Below are 20,801 nucleotides of genomic sequence, written 5' to 3'. Positions count from 1 at the left end.
ATGTTTTCAAAAGTATTTTCAATAATTTTCACACAATTTTATGCTTCTCTGATTTCAATGCCAGCCTTTCACCAGAAAAGGCTGGCCATTTTTTATGAAATTGCCTGGGCCTTCATCTCTTTCTTAACTTCAGCACATCTGCCCGGCGATGGGAACAGCTTTCCTGCATTTAAAAGATTATGAGGATTAAAGACTTCCCGGATCTCTGTCTGGGCAGCGATTTCCTCTTCTGTGAAAACAAAGCGCATTTCTTCCCGCTTCTCAATACCGACGCCATGTTCTCCAGTAATGGTCCCTCCAACATCCGCGCATACCTTCAGACATTGGCTTCCAGCTTCAAGCGCTTTCTCTGATTCACCTGGTATCCGTGCATCAAAAAGTACAAGGGGATGAAGATTTCCGTCTCCTGCATGAAAAATATTCGCAATCCTTAAACCCGATTCACTGCTGATCTGATTGATTTTGCTTAAAACCTCAGGCAGCCTGCTTCGGGGAATAACCCCATCCTGAACCAGATAATCAGGAGAAATGGCTCCCATGGCACCAAAGCCCGTCTTCCGGTTCGCCCACCATCTGGCTCTTTCCTCTTCACTTCCGGCCGCCCGTACTTCACGAACATTCCTCTTTCGGCATACCTCCAGGATCTGGTCAATCTGTTCCTGAATTCCCGCAGCAATCCCATCCACTTCAATCAGGAGAACTGCTTCGATATCTTTTGGATGGCCTACCGGAAAAGCAGCAGCTTCCACCCCTTCAATAGCAGTTTTATCCATCATTTCAAGGGCTGCCGGCACGATACCTGCAGAAATTATGTCTGATACAGCCTGGCTTCCATCATCAACCCGGTCAAAGTAAGCAAGAACAGTCTGTTTTCCTTCAGGATTTTTCAGAACCCTGACTGTTATTTTTGTCACTATGCCAAGGGTTCCTTCAGAGCCTGTAATCAGACCAAGCAAATCATATCCCGGAGCATCCGGAATACCGTCTTTACCAATTTCCACTATTTCGCCATTAGGCATGACCACTTCAAGTCCAAGAATATGGTTTGTCGTAACTCCGTATTTCAGACAATGAGCACCGCCGGCATTTTCTGCGACATTGCCCCCAATTGTACAGCAATATTGGCTGGATGGATCTGGCGCGTAATAATATCCTTTATCAGATATGGAATTAGTGAGTTTCAGATTGACAAAACCAGGTTCTACAACGGCACGGCGATTTTCCAGATCTACGCTGATAAGCTTTTTCATCCTGACCATACTGATAATGATTTCTCCATTAAGAGGTATGGCTCCGCCGCTGAGCCCTGTTCCTGCTCCCCTTGCCAGGAAGGGAAGCTCGTTTTCCGAGCAATATTTTACAATCTCCGCCACTTCTTGTGTGTTTTTAGGAAAAACGACTGCCTTCGGCAAATGTTTATGAATCGTAAATCCGTCACAGTCATAGGCAACAAGATCTTCTTTCAGGTAAAGAATGGAACGGGCACCGCCAACGATATCAGCCAAATTTAAGATGTGTTTGTCCTTTGATTTAACCCGGTCTTTTGCTTTCACTCTTCTCCCTCCCTCATACTGTCTTCCTTCTTATAAGCCCAGTCCAGAAGCTGGACAGTATGGACGATTTTCTGGTTTCTGCCGTATTTTTGAACTCCCATTGCCATCTGCAGCATACAGCCGGGATTCCCCATAGAGATCATTTCCACATCATCGGGAACATTCTCCATTTTGCTCTCAAGGACTGCATTGGCCATTTCCGGATTGGTAATATTGTAGATTCCTGCACTTCCGCAGCAGCGGTCTGAATTAGGCATATGAACCATGTCTACACCTGGAATATCAAGGAGAATATCCCGCGGCTGCTGACGAATCCCCTGTCCATGGGCTAAATGGCAGGCATCATGATACGTAATTCTGGTGTTCATCTCAGCCTTTGGCTTTTCATAGCCTGTTTCATGAAGAAATTTTGAGATATCCTCTACCTTTTCCGAAAACTCTTCCGCCTTTGCATGCATTTCCGGATCTTCCTTAAATAATTCTGCGTATTCCTTCATCATGCACCCGCAGCCGGCAGCATTAACAATCACTTTATCAAAGTCCTTGAATGCCTCCATATTCTGTTTTGCCAGCTTCCTGCCCATATCACGGTCTCCCGCGTGAACATGCAGGGCACCGCAGCACGTCTGATTTTGGGGAATGACAACATCATTTCCATTCCTGGTCAGTACATTGATAGTGGATTCATTAATATCGCTGAACATGACATCCATTACACAGCCGGTCAGCATGGCAACTTCCTGCTTTGTCTCCCCTGTTGCTTTAATTACTTTTACGTCTTTATATTTCTTTTTAACAGGCTCTTTCACTTCAGGCATGATGGATTCCATATCTACGAGGTGCTGCGGCATGACATTGATTAATTTAGTTTTGCGGACGGCTTTTTGCATTCCGCTTTTTTGATAAAATCTCAGAAGGCTGCCGAGCGTATTTAAGCGATTCTGGTGCGGGAATAGATCATGAAGAAAAAACTTGCTGATGGCTCCTTTTACACCTGTCAATGGCATTGCCTGACGAATCTGCCCCCGTGCTTCCTCAATCAAACCTCCCACATCCACATCAGCCGGGCATGCAGTTGTACAGGCGCGGCAATCCAGACATTGAAACACAGGGTCCATGAATTGCTCATTTACTTGAAGCTTCCCTTCTGCCACTGATTTGATTAAGTGAACACGCCCCCTCGGGGAATGCTGTTCCTGGCCCGTCTGTTCATATGTCGGGCAAGATTCCAGACACATGCCGCAATGGACACAGTCAGCCCATTTCTTCTCATCGGGCGGATCGCTCCATAAATAGTTTCCTAATCCTGACGTACATGGCGGTTCTTGCTTTAAATCGAGTTCCCGCACACTCATTTAAATCCCTCCTATAAATCTGTTTGGATTTAAGGTTTTATTTGGATCCACCTTTGTTTTAATGCCCTGCAGCAAAAAGAAATAAGAAGGTTTATTGCCCCATACCTCCACTTTTTTCCGGAGCTCGAATGGCAGATGTTTGACAATTGCATAGCCGCCGGCTTTTTCAGCAATCTGCCTTACCAGTGTGACTGCATTGGCGACATCAGACTCTGCACCTCTGATCGTTACTTGACTCAATCCGTGGCCAAGTCCTCCATGCGACTCGATTTTTACATTAAATCGGTCCTGGAGTAGTTCTGTTTCCTTTAACACGCTTACCGCTTCAAGATTTACAGTTCCAATTTTAAGGGTGGCTTCGGTTTGGATTGGCAATTCCCCATCTAATCCATTGGGGATGTGCCTGTAAAAACGGTGCCAAAACAATTCCGCTTTTTCCTTTGGATTTATAAACAATTCCGCATCATCAGGCAGCATATTTCTCACGAATTCTTCCTGATAGCGGACAGAGCTTTCCACATCTTCAAAACTCATCGCTATAGTGTAGGCGTTTATTCCGGCAAGCTTATCAGAAAGTACAGGATTCAGCAGTTCAAGCGAGACGGGTTCAATCATAGAATCCAAAACCTTCACTGCAAAAGCTTTAGTACCCTCCTGATTCCCTTTTGGAAAAGAAACAAGAACCAGGCTTTCGCATTTAGGTATAGGACGAAGCTTTAAGGTGATTTCAGAAATGACACCAAGTGTGCCCATTGCCCCTATAAATAGTTTATTCATATCATAGCCGGCCACATTTTTTACGACTCTTCCACCAGATCGGATTACTTTCCCATCCGGGTATACAGTCCTTAAACCAATGACTGCATCACGGGCTGAACCGTAGCCCAATCTTTTGGGTCCGCTTTCATTTGCAGCAATAATCCCGCCTATTGTGGCATTTTCAGGCCAATAAGGATCGAGGGATATTTTTTGATTATGCTGTGCCAGATAATCCTGAAGGTCTTTAAAGCGAGTTCCCGCTTTTACTGTTAAAGTCATATCACCGGGCGTGTGTTCCACAATCCCTGTATATTTTTCAAGCGATAGAAGTATATCCGTTTTTTCGGTTAAGCCACCGAACCCCCGTTTTGTGCCGCCGCCCATTATGGTAATGGTTAAACCATTCGAATCTGCATGCTTAAGTACAGCTGCAATTTCCTCTTCTGTTTCCGGAAAAACAACCATATCTCCGGAATTGCCAAATGGGTTTGAAGCTTCACTTTTACTAATCTGGTCTTCTCTAAAATAATTTTTTAAAGCACTTATCGATTCTGCTGCAATCAACCTATCCACCGCCTCTTGTTTCGTAATAACAAACAATGTTTCTGGTAATTTCCAAAAAACATCATTGCTCCTGAAGGATACTCATCTGCAATAGTTTCTCAACCAATTCTAAATGGTCAACCATGTTTTTATGTGCCTGATCGGGCTGCTTATTCTTAATAGACAAATAGATTTCCAAATGCTGCTCCTCAATTTTTCTCGCAATGTCAGCCCGTGTTTCAAGGTAATGGTGAAAATCAATCATGGACTTTTTCAATGTTTCAGAAATGAACTGTACAAATTGGATAAGGATATCATTACCTGCTGCACGGGCAATGGCCATGTGAAACTGGTAGTCCTCCTCCCATCCATGGAGAGCTGCATCTGAAATAAGTCTCTTCATCAGTGCCAAATCCTCTTCCGACCTATTTGCAGCTGCCATTTCAGCAAGCCCTGTTTCCACCATTTTTCTTGCCTGGAACAACTCCTGGATGTCTTTTATGTCCGGATGCAAATGCGGATTGTTAAACAGCTTAGAAGAATCAAACCTGGTTATATAAGTGCCTTCCCCCTGCTTAACCTGAACAATCCCTTTGCCCTGCAAAGAGGTTAAGGCGTCTCTGACAGCTGACCGTCCTACACCAAATAATTCACACAGCTCTCTTACTGAAGGGAGCTTATCTCCAGGTTTAAAGGATCCTTTGGCAATCATATCTTCAATTTGCTCAGCAGCAATCTCAGAAATTTTGCGTGTTGAAATCTTTTTCACATTCATCCTCACGCCCCCTTTCTTTGCAGACATCACATATCTGATAAGTTATTTGTTATTTACTATTTAATCATGCTTAATTGTAATAATCAATAAAATATTTTGAATTTATTAAAAATTCTCTTGTTTGGATGGGTGGAGTTGTGTTTGAGCGCTGGAGCAACTTCGGACTAAGGGGGAGGTAATCTAGGAGATTGGGTCTGAACTTAGAGCAACTTCTGACTCAGATAGAGGAAATCTTGTAAACTGAGTCCGAACTAGAAGTAACTTAAGACTCAGAAAGAGCAAATCCGATAATTTGGGTTCGAACCTGGTTCTACCTCTGACTCAGATAGGATCAAAACAAAAAAAACTGACTTCCACGTTTTCACATGAAAGTCAGGGTCATTTTACTATTCTATCACGCGTACAACACGGCCGTTAAACTTAGTCTTCCAATAGCCGCTTGACATATTTGCAATCGCAACACCTGTAGAGCTTTGGGAACCGATAAATTTACCGCCGCCGAGGTAAATGCCTACATGTCCGTCCCTTTTGTAGGTATCAAAGAAAACAAGGTCTCCCGCTCTCATCTCGCTTGATGAAACCTGGCGTCCGGCAAATTTAAGAGAATCTGTGCTTGCTCCTACACTGATTCCTGCCTGGGAGAATGACCAGTGTACAAAGCCTGAGCAATCAAATCTTCCATTTGCGATATCATAAGCATTTCTGCCGCCGCCAAACACATAAACAGAATTACCGATATATTTATTGCCTGCAGTCGTAACAATGCTGATTGCGCTTCCGCCATTAACGCTTGGCTTGGGAGCAGACGTGCTGGAACCTTTTGTTGTTTGGGCAGCAGGTTTTTGCTTATTCACAGCAGCTGAGCCTGATGGTGCTGAAGCCACTGACTGGGCTGCCGGTACAGATTGATCTGCCGGTGCTGACTGCGCCGCAATGCTTTGTTCGATTTGAGCAATCAATGATGCATATTTAACATCTTCACTCTGCAGCTTTGCCTTTTTATCAGCAATAGAGTTTTCCTTTTCTTTTAACTGCTGGATTAATGAGCTATTTTGCTGTTTCTGCCCTTCCATAGTAGCCTGCATGCCCTTTAACTCAGTCATCATGCTTGTTAATCCTGCTAGCTCTTCTTCCACTAAAGCCTTCTTTTCTTCAAAAGCTTTTTTATCCTGTTCCTGTTCTTCCAGTAATTGTTTGTCTGCCTGAACAAATGTAGTTACTGCTCCGACACGGTCAACGAAATCACTGAAACTGGAAGCACCAAGAAGAACATCCAGGTATGCAACCGTTCCGCCGCTTTCCTGGAAAGATTGTGCACGCTGCTTCAGGATAGCACTTCTCTTTTCAATTCTTTCCTGGATGATCGCCATTTCTTCCTTCAGTTGATCTACTTCGGCTTTTGTGCTGGCAATATTAGTTTCCGTTTCTGCTATTAATTTATTATTATCTTCAATTGCTTTTTCAACTTTAGTAATTTTAGCATTTAACTCTGCAATTTCTTCAAGTACACTTACCAGTTCCTTATCAGCTTCAGCCAGTGTAGCCTGTAAGTTAGAGCGCTGCTGCTGGATTTGGCTTTTTTGATTTTCGAGCTTATTAATTGATTCAGCATTTACACCCGGGATTGAAAAAGCACTTCCAAGCCCAAGAATAATTGTCGTATTTAAAACGAGGAGCCTTTTTTTCAAAGTCATTACCCTGCTTTCTAATATGTACTCGGTCTATTAAACAGCCGTATATCAAACTATTTATCTATGTATACCTTTTCAGTTTTGTCTCTAGTAAATTTGTCTTTCCATGGAGGATTATACCATCATTATTTAACAGACTTGTTAGAGTAATATTACAAAAACATTTCAAACGTGACATTAAACCCCTTTTTTCGCCATTCTTATGTGACATAATTCCCTATTTTACACAACAAAGGAATCGATTGTGAGTTGTAAGAAGGATACCAAAAAATTAAAAAAGACTGGAATCCAGAATATTTCTTCCAGATTTCAGTCTTTTTATTCCATAAACTTGCTTTGAATGTCCTGATCAAATACAAATACTGACATTCCAAAATCCCGTTCTATATCAATATCCACAAAAAGGTCTATTAACCTTGCCTGCAAAAAATCTTCCATTTCTGCCGGCCTATTCTTTTTATACATTTCCTTGACCATCTCTGTTCTTGCAGCCCGTAGCATCTGCTTCCCTTCGTCTGCACTCGCTATAAATTTTTCCACAGGAGATAAATTCCCTTCCATTTCACATATAGCCCAATTTTTGCAGAACGTAGTCCTGACCTTGCTTGGTCCTTTACCCATATGTTTTTTCCGGAAGGAGCGCACTAAGTTACTGAATTCAGCTTCATATTTGTTCATATTCCAGCCCTCATATACCCATATTTCATGTATAATCTCATTTATACAAGTCCGTATACACTTTAATAAGTTAATCAATTAATACAATAATTGTCAAACCATACAATCTTAATTTCTTGTATTACTGAAATTATATGCTAATATTTTGTTAGTCGAAAGGTTCTAGGAGGAAGTATTATGGATATTAGCAGCAGAAAAATTGTCAGATTTGAGAATGATGTCCTGCAGGAAGCAGAAGATTCTATTGTTTCTGAACATCCGCTCACAATTCACCTCAACGGAGAAGAGTTCGCAACGATGGTCTGCAGCCCTTCGAACATTCGCGAATTGACAATTGGCTTTTTGGCTTCTGAAGGATTTATTAGAAGATATGAGGAAATAAAGAGGATTCAAATAGATGAAAACAAGGGATTTGCTTATGTGGAACTACATACTCAAACTAATACAGCAAGCCATGAGTTTCACTCTAAACGATTTATCGGTTCATGCTGCGGAAAAAGCAGGCAATTTTACTTTCATAACGATGCAAGGACAGCCAGAACATCTACATCAAAGCTGACCCTGACTCCCAACAGGTGCATTTCATTTATGCAGCAGCTTCAGGATGGCAGCACGACTTTTCATGAAACAGGCGGAGTGCATAATGCGGCATTATTTTCTGCAGAGGAAATGATCCTCAGCAGAACAGACATTGGCCGCCATAATGCTCTGGATAAAATCCTTGGGTATTGCATTGAGAACAGGATTCCTGTAAGGGATAAAGTCATTGCATTCAGCGGCAGAATCTCATCTGAAGTTCTCCTTAAGGCCGCAAAAATTGGAGTTGGCATCATTCTATCAAAATCAGCACCTACTGATTTAGCCATCAAGCTGGCAGAAGACTTAAATATTACAGCAGTTGGCTTTATTCGCGGTCAGTCTTTTAACGTTTATTCTCATCCTGAGAGAATAGTTTTTGAGAAGAACGTTTAATAGAGGTGTCCCAATTAATTTTGGGATCTATTTATTTTTTGTTTCATCACACCTTTTTGCCATTAGTACAGGAAAAAAAGCAAGTCAAAGCTTATGCTTTAACTTGCTTTCCCCTAAAACATTGGATGTGGAGGATCTATACCCAGAACCGTTTCGCCATCCACGGTTAACCAGATGTAATAATGGTCAATTTCCGTTCTCAGGACTTTCTCAATCTTTGCTATTAATCCTTCCTGCAATTCAAATGACAATCTTGCTGTTTCTTCACCTAATTCATAGTCCTGCAACCCCATTAAATCAGCTATATACCTTGCTTCTTCATACGATACTTCTACATATTTATCATATTCAGGTAAATATGCAGCCTCCGACGTCTTCACGTTGAATACATGTAATAACATCAAACTTAATAAAACAATTGCTGCTTTCTTCATTATTATTCCCCCTTTAAATTTTTACTAATTTTTCTTTTATCTTAATAAATGTATCAACGATCTCTGGATTGTACATGGTACCCCGATTTTGTTTAAGTTCATCTATTGCTTCATGTATACTTCTGCCTTTCTGATAAACTCGATCAGTAGTCATTGCATCAAATGAATCTACAACAGAAATAATGGCAGCCTCTATTGCAATTTCATCCCCTTTAAGTCCTTTTGGGTATCCAGTGCCATCATATCTTTCATGATGCTGCTCTACCACTTCGCCTGCTTCTATCAAACTCGGCAGACCTGTTTCTTGCAATATTTCGCGTCCAAACGTCGAATGCTGTTTCATTAACTCCCACTCATCAGAAGTTAATTTACCCGGTTTTTGAAGAATGTCTATTGGAACCTTTACTTTTCCTATATCATGCAAAAATGCAGCAAGGTTAAGTTTTAAAATTTGCCGGGAATTTAAACCAAGTGCCTCAGCCATGAGCATTGACATTTTTGTAATTCTATCGCAATGTTCGCTTGTATATCCATCTTTCTCTTCAATTGATATGACCAATTCACTTAATTCATTTGTCACTCTGCTGTAGTAATGAAAAACTGGACTAGATGTTACATATAAAAATTCAGATTGACCTATTGATTGAAAAATATGATGTTCAGTTACAGGACATCTTTGAAACGAGTCACCAGATCTTAGCGTTTTTTCTCCATTAGAATCTTTTAATAGCAGTTCACCGGAAAGCATTTGAAGATATTCCAGCGTTTCACCGCCTTCTAATGGTTCCAGCCCCCACCTTGCATCTGGCTCCAGCCTATGATAAATAACTTCTGTCCCATCCCCCGAAGCAATCAGGGAGATTTGCAACCCTTTCATGTGGACTGTTTCAATGAAACTACCTTCATTTATGATGCCCACTTAATTACCCTCTTTCTAATACCTTCTCAAATGATGTATGTATTGGGTTCACCTATTTATCTATCCTTATTGCAATTCTAGTACATGATTTTCCATTTTTCCACAAAATTCTGCTATATTTTTGGTTTATAAGATAATATTGTAAAAATTTGAGTCTATATACCTATTTGTGTTTTATTCCATAATAAAAGCCAGTGACCCGTATAACGGTCACTGGCTTACTGTCATTCTCTTTTATTGGGAGGAACATCACTTTCGTTATTCTCCATTTTGTGTAATTTCTGATCTTCTGGAAGCTGGGTGTTCCTTTCCATGGCGCTTGTATCTTCGCCCATTCCTTTTAAGAAGGTGATCAGAAGGGTAACTGCCCGATTGACTTCCGGATCTTTCAGTGCCCTTACCAGATCAAAGTAGCTTGTTTTTTCGTCGGTTTCTTTATAATCAGCCACTCTTGCAATACCTGAATTTAATTTTAAGAGCAAGGGTTCAAGCTGCTGGACATTTATAGTACCGAGGGTTCCAACCATAAGAAGCAGGTTTTTTATTGTATTTGTAGCTTCTGGTTTGTCTAAGGCTTTAACAAGGACATTTAAAACTTTATCTCCCTGTCCAAACAGGCCATTCAATAATGAGAGGACTCCCCGGTCATGCATATGTCCGACCGCTGTCAGAAGCTCAAGTATGGGTTCCTTATTTTCTATAAGGGCATTCTCCACTTCTTCCAGGTCTTTTTTTCGTTTATCCTCAGGTGTCAACTTAAAACGCTTAATGTTATTAATCGCTTTAGCCATGCTGCTTCCGCTCCTTTTTCACCAATTCTCCCGGGAAAATATAATCTTTCCTTTCCCATTTCTTTTGGACATTTACACCTATTTGCGGCTGCGGATTGCCATAGCGGTGATTAATTCTAGGAAGCGGATTGCTGCCTTCTTCACTCAGAATTTCGAGCTTTACCTTTGTTTCCTTATATGCCGGTGTATCGGTATCCTTGTCGGCATAGCTGCTTGTTAATAAATTTATGGCCGCTTCTCCTCTATCATTCATAGGAAGGTAAACTTCCTTTCCTTTAACCCTGTCCGTTATATGGCATTTAACTTTAACATTGCCATAGGGTGAAGTCAGGCGAACAAGCGTGCCGTCTTTCAAGCCCCGCTCCTTTGCCAGCTCAGGTGATACCTCTAGGAACACTTCCGGTGTTTTAGAGCTGATTCCTTTTGACTTATATGTCATATTCCCTTCATGGAAATGCTCCAGAAGACGGCCATTATTGACATGGATATCATATTCCGCCGGGAATTCAAGAGCAGGAGTCCAATCCACCGGATAGAGTCTTGCCTTGCCATCCGGGAATGGGAAGCCATCCGTATAGAGGAGTGGAGTGTCAGTTCCGTCCTCAGCGACAGGCCATTGCAGACTATTATATCCTTCCAATCTATCATAGGTAACGCCAGCGTATAGAGGCATAAGCTTAGCTGCTTCGGCCATTACTTCGCTTGGATGTTTATACGTCCAGCCTGCGCCAAGGCGGTTGGCAATTTCAATGATGATTTGCCAATCCGGCTTTGAATCTCCAAGGGGCTCAAACGCCTGATATAGACGCTGGATTCTTCTTTCTGTGTTCGTGAATGTTCCTTCCTTTTCCAGGCTTGGGCTTGCCGGGAGAACAACATCTGCAAACTCAGCTGTACGGGATAGGAAGATATCCTGGACAACAAAGAAATCAAGCTTCTCAAATGCAGCCTGCACATAATTGATGTTTGAATCCACAAGCCCCATATCTTCGCCCTTCAGATACATCGCTTTCAGCTGCCCCTCATGAACTCCTTCTACCATCTCGTGATTATTCATTCCGGCTTTTTCAGGAAGGTTTACACCCCAGGCATTTGCGAACTTCTTCCTCACATCAGGATCTGATACCTTTTGGTAACCAGGCAAATTATCAGGACTGCTTCCAAAATCTCCTGCCCCCTGCACATTGTTATGGCCTCTCAAAGGATATGCACCTGCACCAGGCTTGGCGTAATTGCCGGTTACAAGCAAGAGATTTGAAATGGCTGTACTTGTATCACTGCCTCCCAGATGCTGTGTGACACCCATAGCCCATAATGCAGAAACACTATCGGCTTCATGAATCATTTCTGCCATTTTGATAAGATTATCTCTGGATATACCGGTTGTTTCTTCAGCAAATTCAAGTGTATATTTCTCCAGATTTGCTGTAAATTCTTCCAGACCGTTTACTTTTTCCTGCAGAAACTTCTCATCTGCCCATCCCTGATCTATGATGTATTTCGTAATGGCAGAAAGCCATACCATATCAGTACCGGCTCTAGGGCGCACAAACAGATCAGAACGCTCTGCCATTTCGTGTTCCCTCAAGTCAGCCACGATAACTTTCTGGCCGTTAAGCTTCTGGGATCGTTTCACCCTGGTGGAAAGAACCGGGTGGGATTCCGATGTATTGGAGCCGATTATCAGCACTAATTCGGAGTTTTTAATATCTTCTATAGAACCTGCATCGCCGCCATATCCAACAGTCCGGAATAAGCCTACCGTTGCAGGAGTCTGGCAATATCTTGAACAATTATCAATATTGTTCGTTCCTATAACCGCCCTGCCAAGCTTCTGCATGAGATACGATTCTTCATTGGTGCATTTAGAGGAGGTAATAAAGCTTAGCGCATCAGGGCCATGCTGTTCTTTGATTTCTGTAAATTTCCGGGCAATCAGGTCCAGAGCTTCGTCCCATTCTGCTTCACGGAATGAATCGCCTTCCCTGATTAGCGGTTTGGTTAAACGTTCCTCACTATTTACAAAATCCCAGCCAAATTTCCCTTTTACACAGGTAGAAATGCCATTGGCGGGCGCTTCTGCCTGAGGCTCAACCTTCAAGATTTCGCGGCCTTTTGTCCATACGTCAAAGCTGCAGCCGACCCCGCAATATGTGCAGACGGTTTTGGTCTTTTTTATTTTCTCTTCCCGCATAGCAGCTTCCATATCGGAAATCGCCAGGATGGAGCCATATCCTGTTTCAACATTTTTAGTGATTTCAATCATTGGACGAAGGGTGTTTTTGGCTATGCCAGTCAGAAACCCTGCTTCGCCTTCCATCCCCTTTTCCATCATGGCATTGCACGGACAAACAGTGGAGCAGTGTCCACAGGAAACACAGGAGGACTCGTTAATAGGCACATCATTATCCCAGATAACTCTTGGTCTCTGTCTCTCCCAATCAATTGTTAGGGTTTCAGTAACCTGGACATCCTGACAGGCTTCCACACATCTGCCGCAAAGAATGCACTGATCCGGGTCATATCTGTAAAATGGATGAGATTCATCCTTTTCATATGGCTTATGATCAAACGGGATGCTTTGATGATTGATTTTCATCGCCTTAACCGTATTATGTACTTCACATCCCCCATTGTTATAATCACAAACCGTACAATACAGCTCATGATTAAAGAGAATTTTATCCATGGCAATGGTCTGCGCCAATTTTACATCAGGTTCCACCGTATCGATTACGTCTCCATCTTTAATTTTCGTGGAGCATGACCGCACAAGTTCTCCATTCACGGAAACAATGCAGGCATCACAGGTTTCTATTGCTCCCAGGCTGGGATGGAAGCAGACCTGAGGAATTTCGATCGAGCTGTCATTTAATAACTGCAAAACGGTTTGATCCTGTTCTGCCTTCATTTCTATACCATTTATCTTTATATTGAGTGATGGCGGCAAATCTATCATCCTTTCAATGAATCAGTTTCTTTGGTTTTCAGTACCCTTGCAGGAAAAAGTTAAACGTTTAGTTAATGATATTGGATGCTATGCCCTTGCATTCTTAAAAAAAGACAAAAGAAAAAACAGCTGAATTTTCAGCTGTTTTTATAGGATTCATTTTTAACATAATGATAACAAATGAGTTCTAATAATCCCTTTCATTTTACTTTCAGTAAATAGATCAGGCTTCATCACAGCATGGAGAGCGAGGCCATCAATCAGGGCATAAAGTCGTTCCACCTCTTCTGCAGCTTTCAAATCAGACCTGGATATACCCAATAACTTCAGCCCCTCAATGACTTTTCGGATGCCTTCCTTCATTTCATCGTATACACGGCTGCTGAGTTCTGCAAGATTCGGGTCAACAAGAGCTTTAATATTAAATGCTATCCAGACTTCCATTTCCAATCTCCGTTCTTCATCTAAAGGAAGCAGCTCGCCAAGCACCAGTATCATATTTTCAAAATGATCTTCTGTAAATGGTGCATTCTGAATTCTTATTTTCACCCTTTCTGAAACTAAGTTCATAGAATAAGCCAATAACTCACTTTGATTTGAAAAGTAGTGACGCAGTGAACCTGGTGATAAACCTGCTTCCTCTGCTATCTTCCGGACGGAAGCTCCTTCAATACCCTCCTTTTTAATCACCCGCCATGCTGCTTTTGCTAAAATATGTTTTTGTTTTTCATGATCAACTTTTTTAGGCATAAATATAGTATAGCACCAATTGCTTTTTTAATACACTTGTGTTATATTACTTTTTATAACACAAGTGTATTAAAAAGGGATGTGGATTTTATGATCGGCTGGCTGATAATCGCCTGTGAGATTGGGTTTTGGGTTTTCGTTGCTGCAGGTTTAACGGCAAGATATATTTTGAGAAAAAAAACATTAGGCAGTCTGCTTTTGCTTTGCACACCTTTGATTGATTTGATTCTAATCGCAGCAACTGCAATTGATTTGCACAGAGGGGCCGAAGCCAGCATTTTCCATGGCATCGCGGCAATTTATATCGGTATCACCGTCGCATACGGTAAACAGATGGTTCAATGGGCTGATGAAAGATTTGCCTATAAGTTTGGAAATGGCACTAAACCGGTAAAGCCTTCAAAGTACGGCAGTGAACATGCCAGGAGAGAAAGAAATGGGTGGTACAGACATCTCCTCGCATGGATCATTGGTCTGGCATTATTATTTGCCATGATCCTCTTCATAGGAAATCCAGAGCAAACAGAAAACCTGCGGGGATTAATAAAAATGTGGACATTGGTTCTTGCAATCGATTTTGCCATCAGCTTCAGCTATACAGTTTGGCCGCGAAAAGGGAAAGCTGAAAATAACTCTGTAATTTAGAATTGAATTGATAACTTATGTTTAAACTTAGGTTCACATCTAACAAAACCTTTATTTAACAAAATAAAAAAACAGGAGCCTTCTTTAGAGAACTCCTGTTTTTGGCATTAATGGCTTCCGTTCTTCTGCAGAACTTTAAGGCCGGAACCCATATCAGATGCAAGTACATAATTGCGATCTACGAATACACCCCAAATATTAGATTTGCTTGGAATATAGACACCAATTTCCTCGGGATTAGATGGATCAGTAATGTCTACTGTCCTTACTCCGCCAGCATAATGGGAGAGGTACAATGTGTTCCCCTGCACCTTAGGATCGTGGACCGTCGCACCGCCAGGAATCTTCTCAGTGAAATCCGTTCTAAACGTACTTAGCAGCTTTGGATTTGTTTTATCTTTAATATCATAAATCATGGTGTACCCATAGGCACTCTCAAAGCCCTCTCTAGTAGGTCCGAATACCTCCCTTGTTTCAATAAGGACATTCCCGCCTTTTGCTAAATCCATTGAATGGGCAGCTCCTTGAACATCATTGGCAAAATCAGTTCTGCCAAGGTATACCGGATTTTTGGCATCACTGATATCAAGCATGATTGTTCCTAAATCCCAGTAGGAGAGGAAAGCTGTTTTCCCGGTTCCATCTGTTTTGACGCTATGTGCAAATGCTGCCCTTTTAACTCCTTCTTCATCAGTCCAATTATACCCGTCATAATTCTCATCACTTACTTCAGGAATATAATTGCGCGGATTAAATTCATAGATGGTTTCAGGTGCCGATGGTTTTGAAACGTCAACAATATTAACATCCATTTTCTCACCATGAGAGTAAAGATCTGCATAGCAGTTTGCTGTCAGCACATAAACGTTATTCCCCTGTACTGTCAGGTAAAGTTCATGTGTTCCTCTCGCACCGGAAGTATCCTCCCAGAACCCCAGCTCTTTCGGTTCCCTTGGATTTGTTACATCATATAATACAAATCCTCCCTTTGCATCAGGGTTGGTGCGGTCGACCTTTTGAACGCTGACTGCGGCTAAGTCCCCTTTGAAATGCTTTGTATTCACCGTTTTCACAATCACTTTTTCCTGCCAAGTGCCTGGAAGGTGAGCAAATGACGACACTTCCACAGGATTTGAAGGATCTTTCATATCAAATACGCGGACACCGCCTTCTCCGCCATTTTTTGTATGTGTGCCTACATAAGCAAAGCCTTTATGCGCATAAACATCACCCGATGAATTTTGTACCCCCTCTTTAACTTCTTTCAGGGGAACAGCAGCCACTTCTTGAAGATTACCTGTATTCTTGCTTCCTTCAAGCAATGGAACCGCTAATTCGATACCGGCCAGACTATCGCCTTTTTCAATACCTCCACTGAACTCATCATGTGCAAATGCAGTTGTCCCTCCGGCAGAGAGTACAAGCGCCCCTGCTAATGCTGTTTTAATCAGGATTTTCTTTGTCAAATTTATTCCTCCTTATTTGTGTTGCCTATGTAATCGGAAAACTTTAGAATTTAAGCGTCCCGAAATACTGCAGTTTCTATATTAAAGAAAATTCAGAATTTTTAATATCTGCAATTTTTCCTATTATTTCTACATAATAAGACAAATTCTGTTCCCTTCTATATCACTAGTTTACAAGGAGTAATATATTTTTTTTGTCCCAAAAAAAACACCTCCCAATGGAAGATGCCTGCAGCAATTTATCTCCTGCTTTTCAGCTTTCTTTTTACTGCCGGAACAACATACTTCTTTACTATAGTTGCACCTTGTTTTACTATAAAAGCTTTAATTATTCTTTTTACAACCATTAACGGATCCCTCATTTCGGTTTGAACATCATTATAATATTCTTTACCTTTTCAGTGTGCCCGCTAAACTTCAAATTAAAAAGCCCTTCAAAAAAGGGCTTCTTGCCGAATTATAAACGCATATTCTTAAAAGGATTCTTCCATTCCATCAAGGCTCCATAATTAAGTGATTCTTCATCTTCTAAATAATTTTCTGCAACACAAAGCGGTGTCCTTCCGCATCTCAGCAAAAATGTAATGACCGGATCCTTCTTTTTTCCGTCGATCAGTTGCTGGATATAGCCCTCGGCTGACATTTCATGGGCGTATTTATGGTAGCCGGGCATCCGTCCTCCACCTAGCAATCGATCAAGTCCCAGGTTTATGACAGTCTGATACATAGACTGCATCAAAAGTTTGCCAAGACCTAGTTTACGGTAACGAGGCCGGACACTGATATCGACAATATATAATGTATTGCCTTGAGGTTTATGATTGCGTATATAACCGCCGTCGGTTATTTCTTCCCATGTATGCTTTGGATGTGAAGGATCAAAATCAACAATCAGCCCGGTTAAGGACCCTGCCAATACTCCATCAGCCTCAATACAAAGTGCACCCTCCGGAAAAAGTTCTACATGGTTAGCGAGCTGTTCACGATTCCACCATAAATCTGAAGGAAAAGGCGGCGGAAAGCATTCCGCCTGAATGTCTATTAACTGATCAAAATCCTCTTTCGTATAATTTCTGATTACAGCCGGCACCGGCTTATCCCCGTCAAACACAAAAAATTCGCTTCGATATGCCATATGCTATCCTTCGATATTTTCTTTTTCCCAGTCTACATACAGATCTGTTCTTCGGTCCCGCCATGTCGTAACCGAACCGCGCTCACGGACTTCATATAAAAGGCTAAGGTCAAGATCGGCAGTCACAATCATATCGTCATTCAGCTCGCCTTCCACCATAATCCCCTTAGGCGGAAATGGAATATCATTCGGTGTAATGACGGCTGCCTGCCCGAAATTGGCACGCATAAAATCGACAGTAGGCAGGGAGCCAATTGTTCCTGTAACCACAACATATACCTGATTCTCAATTGCTCTGGCATGACTTGTATAGCGGACACGGTGGAACCCATGACGGTCGTCTGTACAGGAAGGGCAGAAAATAACATCTGCTCCCTTGGCTTTTGCCATACGGACAATTTCCGGAAACTCAATGTCATAGCACGTCAGAATGGCTATTCTGCCTTTAACTGTATCGAATACACGAAGGCCTTCTCCAGGTGACATATTCCACTCATGGACTTCAGTAGGCGTGATATGCAGTTTTGCCTGTTCTTCAATCCGCCCATCCGGATAAAATAAATGTGCCACATTATAAAGGCGTCCATCTCTGTTAATAACGTGTGTACCGCCGATTATATGCATGTTTGTTTGTTTAGCAAAATTGGAAAATAGGTTTTTATATTGTTCAGTAAAACCAGGCAGTTCGTTAATGGTCAGACTTGTTCCCTGCTCGCTTCCAATGGATAAAAGCTGTGTCGTGAAAAATTCAGGAAATAAAACAAACTCAGACCCAAACTCCTGGGCAGTTTTAATATAATGCTCACATTGGTTTGCAAACTCTTCAAATGAACGAATGGTATGCAGATGATACTGCACAGCGGATACACGAATTTTCAATGTACTCCCCCTCATCAGAAAAATGTATAGATGAGTATCACTCTATCTTTAAAAGATTATCAATGATTTTCCTGCCTTGCACAATACTTTTTTAGCGGATTTCGAAATTTTTTATTTCACAGTATTTTATTTAACTAACCTTTTTTCCATTAGGAGTTTATTCAACTAATAAAGTAAGATGTTAAACAAAAAAGCATCACTTGGTTAAAGCAATGCTTTAATGCTCTTATTTTATTAGCTTGCTTAATCCTGTAATGAGCCCGACACCTTTTTGAAAATCTTGATTTGCCGCTTTAACCAGTCTCATATAAATGCCAATCAGGGATTCGTTTTGTTTTTTTAATTCACTGACCTCTTTTTTGAGAGTTATCAGCTCAGCTCTTAAAGATGCCATTTGTTTATTTACGTATTCGATGTCTCCATTTTCGCTGATTTCATCACCAGCAGCTTCTTCCTCATCCACTTTTAAACCTTCTGACAGATTCAGTAAAGAATCATCATTAATAATTTTACCGGCCAAACTCAATAATGAATTAAAATCTATAGTCTGTCCGTCTTTCAGAAGTCCAGCTGCCAGCTTTTCCAGATGATCCGAATCCTCAAATGCATCTTTACCTTTAGCAGGTTCGTCCATAATTAGCCCGCCTTTCATAGTTTCTATCCTATATTATGCAGAAGCTCAATAAATGGAATGGACAAACATACAAAAAAATGCAGAACGATGGAAAACACATTGAAAAACCCTGGACAATTACCAGGGTTTCAAAGGACTCAACTTTTTAACTATTTTGAGGAGCTTGACAACCTAAAAGGTAACAAATTTTATCCCTAAGTCTGTCAGCTAAACACGGTGAAATAAGTCTTGCCAAAACCCATAAAATGACTAATCCTAGCACAATTAACGGTGTTAATGTTCCATTCATACGACGTCCCCCCTTTTATTCAAATAATATGGGTACCCTTACGTTTTCATCGTATGTTCCAAACTTGGACATGCATACACACATATCCCGGTATTGCAAAAATTGGCACTTGTCCATCTCAACTTGAGAAAAAAATCTGACTCTTCATCAGAGCCAGATTACTGATTTTATAGTTTCTTCTTCATTTCATTTGAAAGAAATTCTACATCCGTCCCCACAATGACCTGCAGACTGGTTTTGCTGAGTTTGATGACTCCTTTTGCTCCCAGCTTTTTTAATTGCCCTTCATCAACAAGAGACATATCTTTTACCCTTAAACGAAGGCGGGTAACACAATTATCGATTTCTTCAATGTTTTCTTTACCGCCCAATACTTCCAAGTAAGCAACTGCTGCTTCAGCATATTTTCCCTTTAGGGCATTATTCCCTTCAAATTCTCCTTCAATTTCATCTTCCCTTCCAGGTGTTTTCAAATCCAGTTTCTTGATCAGGAAATAGAAAATTGCAAAATACAGAAGGGCATAAAGGAGACCTATCCCGGCCAGCAGAACCGGCTTCTGAGCTATTCCAAAGTTTAGTATATAATCGAGGGCGCCTGCCGAGAACCCGAAACCATGATGAATATCCAGGACATAGGTAAGGGACATAGCCAGACCTGTCAAAGCAGCATGAATTAAATATAGAACCGGTGATAAGAACATAAACAGAAATTCAATCGGCTCTGTAATACCGGTCAGGAAGGAAGTAAATGCGAGTCCGGCCATCGCCCCTGCCACTGCTTTCCTTCTTTCCTTCTTTGCAGCGGCAACCATGGCCAAAGCTGCACCAGGCAGCCCAAACATCATGATAGGAAAGAAGCCTGTCATAAAGATACCTGCAGATGAATCCTTAGCAAGAAAGCGCCATAAATCTCCTTTGATAACATCCCCTGCTGCATTGGTAAACTCGCCAAATTCAAACCAGACAAGTGTGTTCAGTATATGATGGAGACCAACCGGAATTAATAGACGGTTCAGGAATCCGAAGACCCCGACACCCGCTGCACCTGCACCGATTATCCAATCGCCGACACTGTTAATGCCTGCCTGTACCGGCGGCCACACATACCCGAACAAAAAGGCAATAACGATCATAACGAGTGAAGTGATGATCGGCACAAACCGTTTTCCCCCAAAGAAACCAAGCCATTCCGGCAGCTTAATATCATGATATTTATTGTATAATAGCCCTGCAATAATACCGGAAATGATCCCGCCAAAAACACCCATATTGACCGTTTCGTTTATGGCAGCTGCACCTTCAGTCAGTACAAAATAACCCACCGCTCCAGCAAGGGCAGCTGCCCCGCTTCCATCCTTTGAAAAACCGATGGCAATTCCAATGGCAAACAAGAGAGCCAAATGTCCGAAAACAGCATTCCCGGCTGCAGATATAAATGGAATCCCTAAAAGGTCATCCTGTCCCAGCCTCAGCAAAAGTGCAGCAGCAGGCATAACTGCAATCGGCAGCATTAAAGACTTGCCAATCTTCTGTAAAAACCCCAGCATTTTCACACACCTCTTTCTCCATGGATTATTACATAA

General features: G+C 41.7%; 19 protein-coding genes. 2 read left to right on the top strand and 17 right to left on the bottom strand.

The window, feature by feature from the left end:
• Positions 1 to 92: 92 nt before the first annotated feature.
• From BK139_RS12575 to BK139_RS12550, 6 genes are all read right to left on the bottom strand, one after another.
• On the bottom strand, positions 93 to 1,553 hold the full coding sequence (locus BK139_RS12575) for an FAD-linked oxidase C-terminal domain-containing protein (protein ID WP_076259194.1): 1,461 nt from the start codon (positions 1,551 to 1,553) through the stop codon (positions 93 to 95).
• Positions 1,550 to 2,908 carry a (Fe-S)-binding protein gene (locus BK139_RS12570; protein ID WP_076259191.1) on the bottom strand — a complete coding sequence of 453 codons (1,359 nt, stop codon included), beginning with the start codon at positions 2,906 to 2,908 and terminating at the stop codon, positions 1,550 to 1,552. Before BK139_RS12570 ends, BK139_RS12575 begins: the two co-directional genes overlap by 4 nt.
• Positions 2,909 to 4,231: an FAD-binding oxidoreductase gene (locus BK139_RS12565; RefSeq protein WP_076259188.1), complete on the bottom strand. Its 1,323-nt coding sequence runs from the start codon at positions 4,229 to 4,231 to the stop codon at positions 2,909 to 2,911.
• Positions 4,232 to 4,292: 61 nt separating this feature from the next.
• Positions 4,293 to 4,985, bottom strand: a complete 693-nt coding sequence (locus BK139_RS12560) for a FadR/GntR family transcriptional regulator (protein WP_076259186.1) — start codon at positions 4,983 to 4,985, stop codon at positions 4,293 to 4,295.
• Between the two features lie 386 nt (positions 4,986 to 5,371).
• Complete coding sequence (locus BK139_RS12555) at positions 5,372 to 6,679, bottom strand: coiled-coil domain-containing protein (RefSeq protein ID WP_083675353.1); 1,308 nt, start codon at positions 6,677 to 6,679, stop codon at positions 5,372 to 5,374.
• A 315-nt stretch (positions 6,680 to 6,994) separates the two neighbouring features.
• The gene (locus BK139_RS12550) at positions 6,995 to 7,354 is read right to left on the bottom strand and encodes a Na-translocating system protein MpsC family protein (RefSeq protein WP_035329572.1); all 360 of its coding nucleotides are present in this window, start codon (positions 7,352 to 7,354) and stop codon (positions 6,995 to 6,997) included.
• Positions 7,355 to 7,531: 177 nt separating this feature from the next.
• Here BK139_RS12550 and fdhD point away from each other — a divergent pair, with 177 nt between their 5' ends.
• Entirely contained in the window at positions 7,532 to 8,326 is a 795-nt protein-coding gene (gene fdhD, locus BK139_RS12545) for a formate dehydrogenase accessory sulfurtransferase FdhD (RefSeq protein ID WP_076259181.1), read from the top strand.
• Between the two features lie 113 nt (positions 8,327 to 8,439).
• Here the strand turns inward: fdhD and BK139_RS12540 are convergent, their stop codons facing one another.
• The 5 genes from BK139_RS12540 to BK139_RS12520 form a co-directional block, all read right to left on the bottom strand.
• Entirely contained in the window at positions 8,440 to 8,760 is a 321-nt protein-coding gene (locus BK139_RS12540) for an 8-amino-7-oxononanoate synthase (protein WP_076259178.1), read from the bottom strand.
• A gap of 13 nt (positions 8,761 to 8,773) precedes the next feature.
• Entirely contained in the window at positions 8,774 to 9,679 is a 906-nt protein-coding gene (locus BK139_RS12535) for an HD-GYP domain-containing protein (RefSeq protein WP_076259176.1), read from the bottom strand.
• 224 nt (positions 9,680 to 9,903) lie between these two features.
• Positions 9,904 to 10,470 (bottom strand): helical membrane plugin domain-containing protein, encoded by a 567-nt coding sequence (locus tag BK139_RS12530; RefSeq protein WP_076259174.1) that lies wholly within the window; start codon positions 10,468 to 10,470, stop codon positions 9,904 to 9,906.
• On the bottom strand, positions 10,463 to 13,429 hold the full coding sequence (fdhF, locus tag BK139_RS12525) for a formate dehydrogenase subunit alpha (protein WP_076259171.1): 2,967 nt from the start codon (positions 13,427 to 13,429) through the stop codon (positions 10,463 to 10,465). Before fdhF ends, BK139_RS12530 begins: the two co-directional genes overlap by 8 nt.
• Before the next feature lie 153 nt (positions 13,430 to 13,582).
• Positions 13,583 to 14,170 carry a TetR/AcrR family transcriptional regulator gene (locus BK139_RS12520; RefSeq protein WP_076259169.1) on the bottom strand — a complete coding sequence of 196 codons (588 nt, stop codon included), beginning with the start codon at positions 14,168 to 14,170 and terminating at the stop codon, positions 13,583 to 13,585.
• Positions 14,171 to 14,260: 90 nt separating this feature from the next.
• On the opposite strand from BK139_RS12520, the gene BK139_RS12515 reads away from it, so the two are divergent.
• Positions 14,261 to 14,815: a hypothetical protein gene (locus tag BK139_RS12515; RefSeq protein WP_076259167.1), complete on the top strand. Its 555-nt coding sequence runs from the start codon at positions 14,261 to 14,263 to the stop codon at positions 14,813 to 14,815.
• Between the two features lie 107 nt (positions 14,816 to 14,922).
• Here BK139_RS12515 and BK139_RS12510 read toward each other — a convergent pair whose 3' ends face one another.
• The 6 genes from BK139_RS12510 to nagE all read right to left on the bottom strand — a co-directional run bounded on the left by BK139_RS12510 (position 14,923) and on the right by nagE (position 20,765).
• Complete coding sequence (locus BK139_RS12510; protein ID WP_076259165.1) at positions 14,923 to 16,281, bottom strand: LVIVD repeat-containing protein; 1,359 nt, start codon at positions 16,279 to 16,281, stop codon at positions 14,923 to 14,925.
• Between the two features lie 457 nt (positions 16,282 to 16,738).
• Positions 16,739 to 17,416: a GNAT family N-acetyltransferase gene (locus BK139_RS12505; protein WP_076259163.1), complete on the bottom strand. Its 678-nt coding sequence runs from the start codon at positions 17,414 to 17,416 to the stop codon at positions 16,739 to 16,741.
• Positions 17,417 to 17,419: 3 nt separating this feature from the next.
• A complete protein-coding gene (locus BK139_RS12500; RefSeq protein ID WP_076259159.1) occupies positions 17,420 to 18,295 on the bottom strand; it encodes a carbon-nitrogen hydrolase family protein in 876 nt (291 codons plus the stop codon).
• A 226-nt stretch (positions 18,296 to 18,521) separates the two neighbouring features.
• Positions 18,522 to 18,929: a hypothetical protein gene (locus BK139_RS12495; protein WP_286148686.1), complete on the bottom strand. Its 408-nt coding sequence runs from the start codon at positions 18,927 to 18,929 to the stop codon at positions 18,522 to 18,524.
• Between the two features lie 145 nt (positions 18,930 to 19,074).
• On the bottom strand, positions 19,075 to 19,218 hold the full coding sequence (locus tag BK139_RS23980) for a hypothetical protein (RefSeq protein WP_175609111.1): 144 nt from the start codon (positions 19,216 to 19,218) through the stop codon (positions 19,075 to 19,077).
• 167 nt (positions 19,219 to 19,385) lie between these two features.
• On the bottom strand, positions 19,386 to 20,765 hold the full coding sequence (nagE, locus tag BK139_RS12490) for an N-acetylglucosamine-specific PTS transporter subunit IIBC (protein ID WP_076259154.1): 1,380 nt from the start codon (positions 20,763 to 20,765) through the stop codon (positions 19,386 to 19,388).
• Between the last annotated feature and the right edge of the window lie 36 nt (positions 20,766 to 20,801).

The sequence above is a fragment of the Paenibacillus sp. FSL R5-0490 genome, assembly GCF_001956215.1.
Taxonomy (GTDB): domain Bacteria; phylum Bacillota; class Bacilli; order Bacillales; family Cytobacillaceae; genus Cytobacillus.
Note: the sequence above shows the minus strand (reverse complement) of the source record. Positions and strands in the feature narration are given on the sequence as shown.

Bases quoted from the DNA above. Each gene is read 5' to 3' on its own strand.
- BK139_RS12570 (WP_076259191.1), bottom strand. From the start codon at position 2,908: ATGAGTGTGCGGGAACTCGATTTAAAGCAAGAACCGCCATGTACGTCA.
- BK139_RS12560 (WP_076259186.1), bottom strand. From the start codon at position 4,985: ATGAATGTGAAAAAGATTTCAACACGCAAAATTTCTGAGATTGCTGCT.
- BK139_RS12555 (WP_083675353.1), bottom strand. From the start codon at position 6,679: ATGACTTTGAAAAAAAGGCTCCTCGTTTTAAATACGACAATTATTCTT.
- BK139_RS12550 (WP_035329572.1), bottom strand. From the start codon at position 7,354: ATGAACAAATATGAAGCTGAATTCAGTAACTTAGTGCGCTCCTTCCGG.
- fdhD (WP_076259181.1), top strand. From the start codon at position 7,532: ATGGATATTAGCAGCAGAAAAATTGTCAGATTTGAGAATGATGTCCTG.
- BK139_RS12540 (WP_076259178.1), bottom strand. From the start codon at position 8,760: ATGAAGAAAGCAGCAATTGTTTTATTAAGTTTGATGTTATTACATGTA.
- BK139_RS12530 (WP_076259174.1), bottom strand. From the start codon at position 10,470: ATGGCTAAAGCGATTAATAACATTAAGCGTTTTAAGTTGACACCTGAG.
- fdhF (WP_076259171.1), bottom strand. From the start codon at position 13,429: ATGATAGATTTGCCGCCATCACTCAATATAAAGATAAATGGTATAGAA.
- BK139_RS12520 (WP_076259169.1), bottom strand. From the start codon at position 14,170: ATGCCTAAAAAAGTTGATCATGAAAAACAAAAACATATTTTAGCAAAA.
- BK139_RS12515 (WP_076259167.1), top strand. From the start codon at position 14,261: ATGATCGGCTGGCTGATAATCGCCTGTGAGATTGGGTTTTGGGTTTTC.
- BK139_RS12505 (WP_076259163.1), bottom strand. From the start codon at position 17,416: ATGGCATATCGAAGCGAATTTTTTGTGTTTGACGGGGATAAGCCGGTG.
- BK139_RS12495 (WP_286148686.1), bottom strand. From the start codon at position 18,929: ATGGACGAACCTGCTAAAGGTAAAGATGCATTTGAGGATTCGGATCAT.
- BK139_RS23980 (WP_175609111.1), bottom strand. From the start codon at position 19,218: ATGAATGGAACATTAACACCGTTAATTGTGCTAGGATTAGTCATTTTA.
- nagE (WP_076259154.1), bottom strand. From the start codon at position 20,765: ATGCTGGGGTTTTTACAGAAGATTGGCAAGTCTTTAATGCTGCCGATT.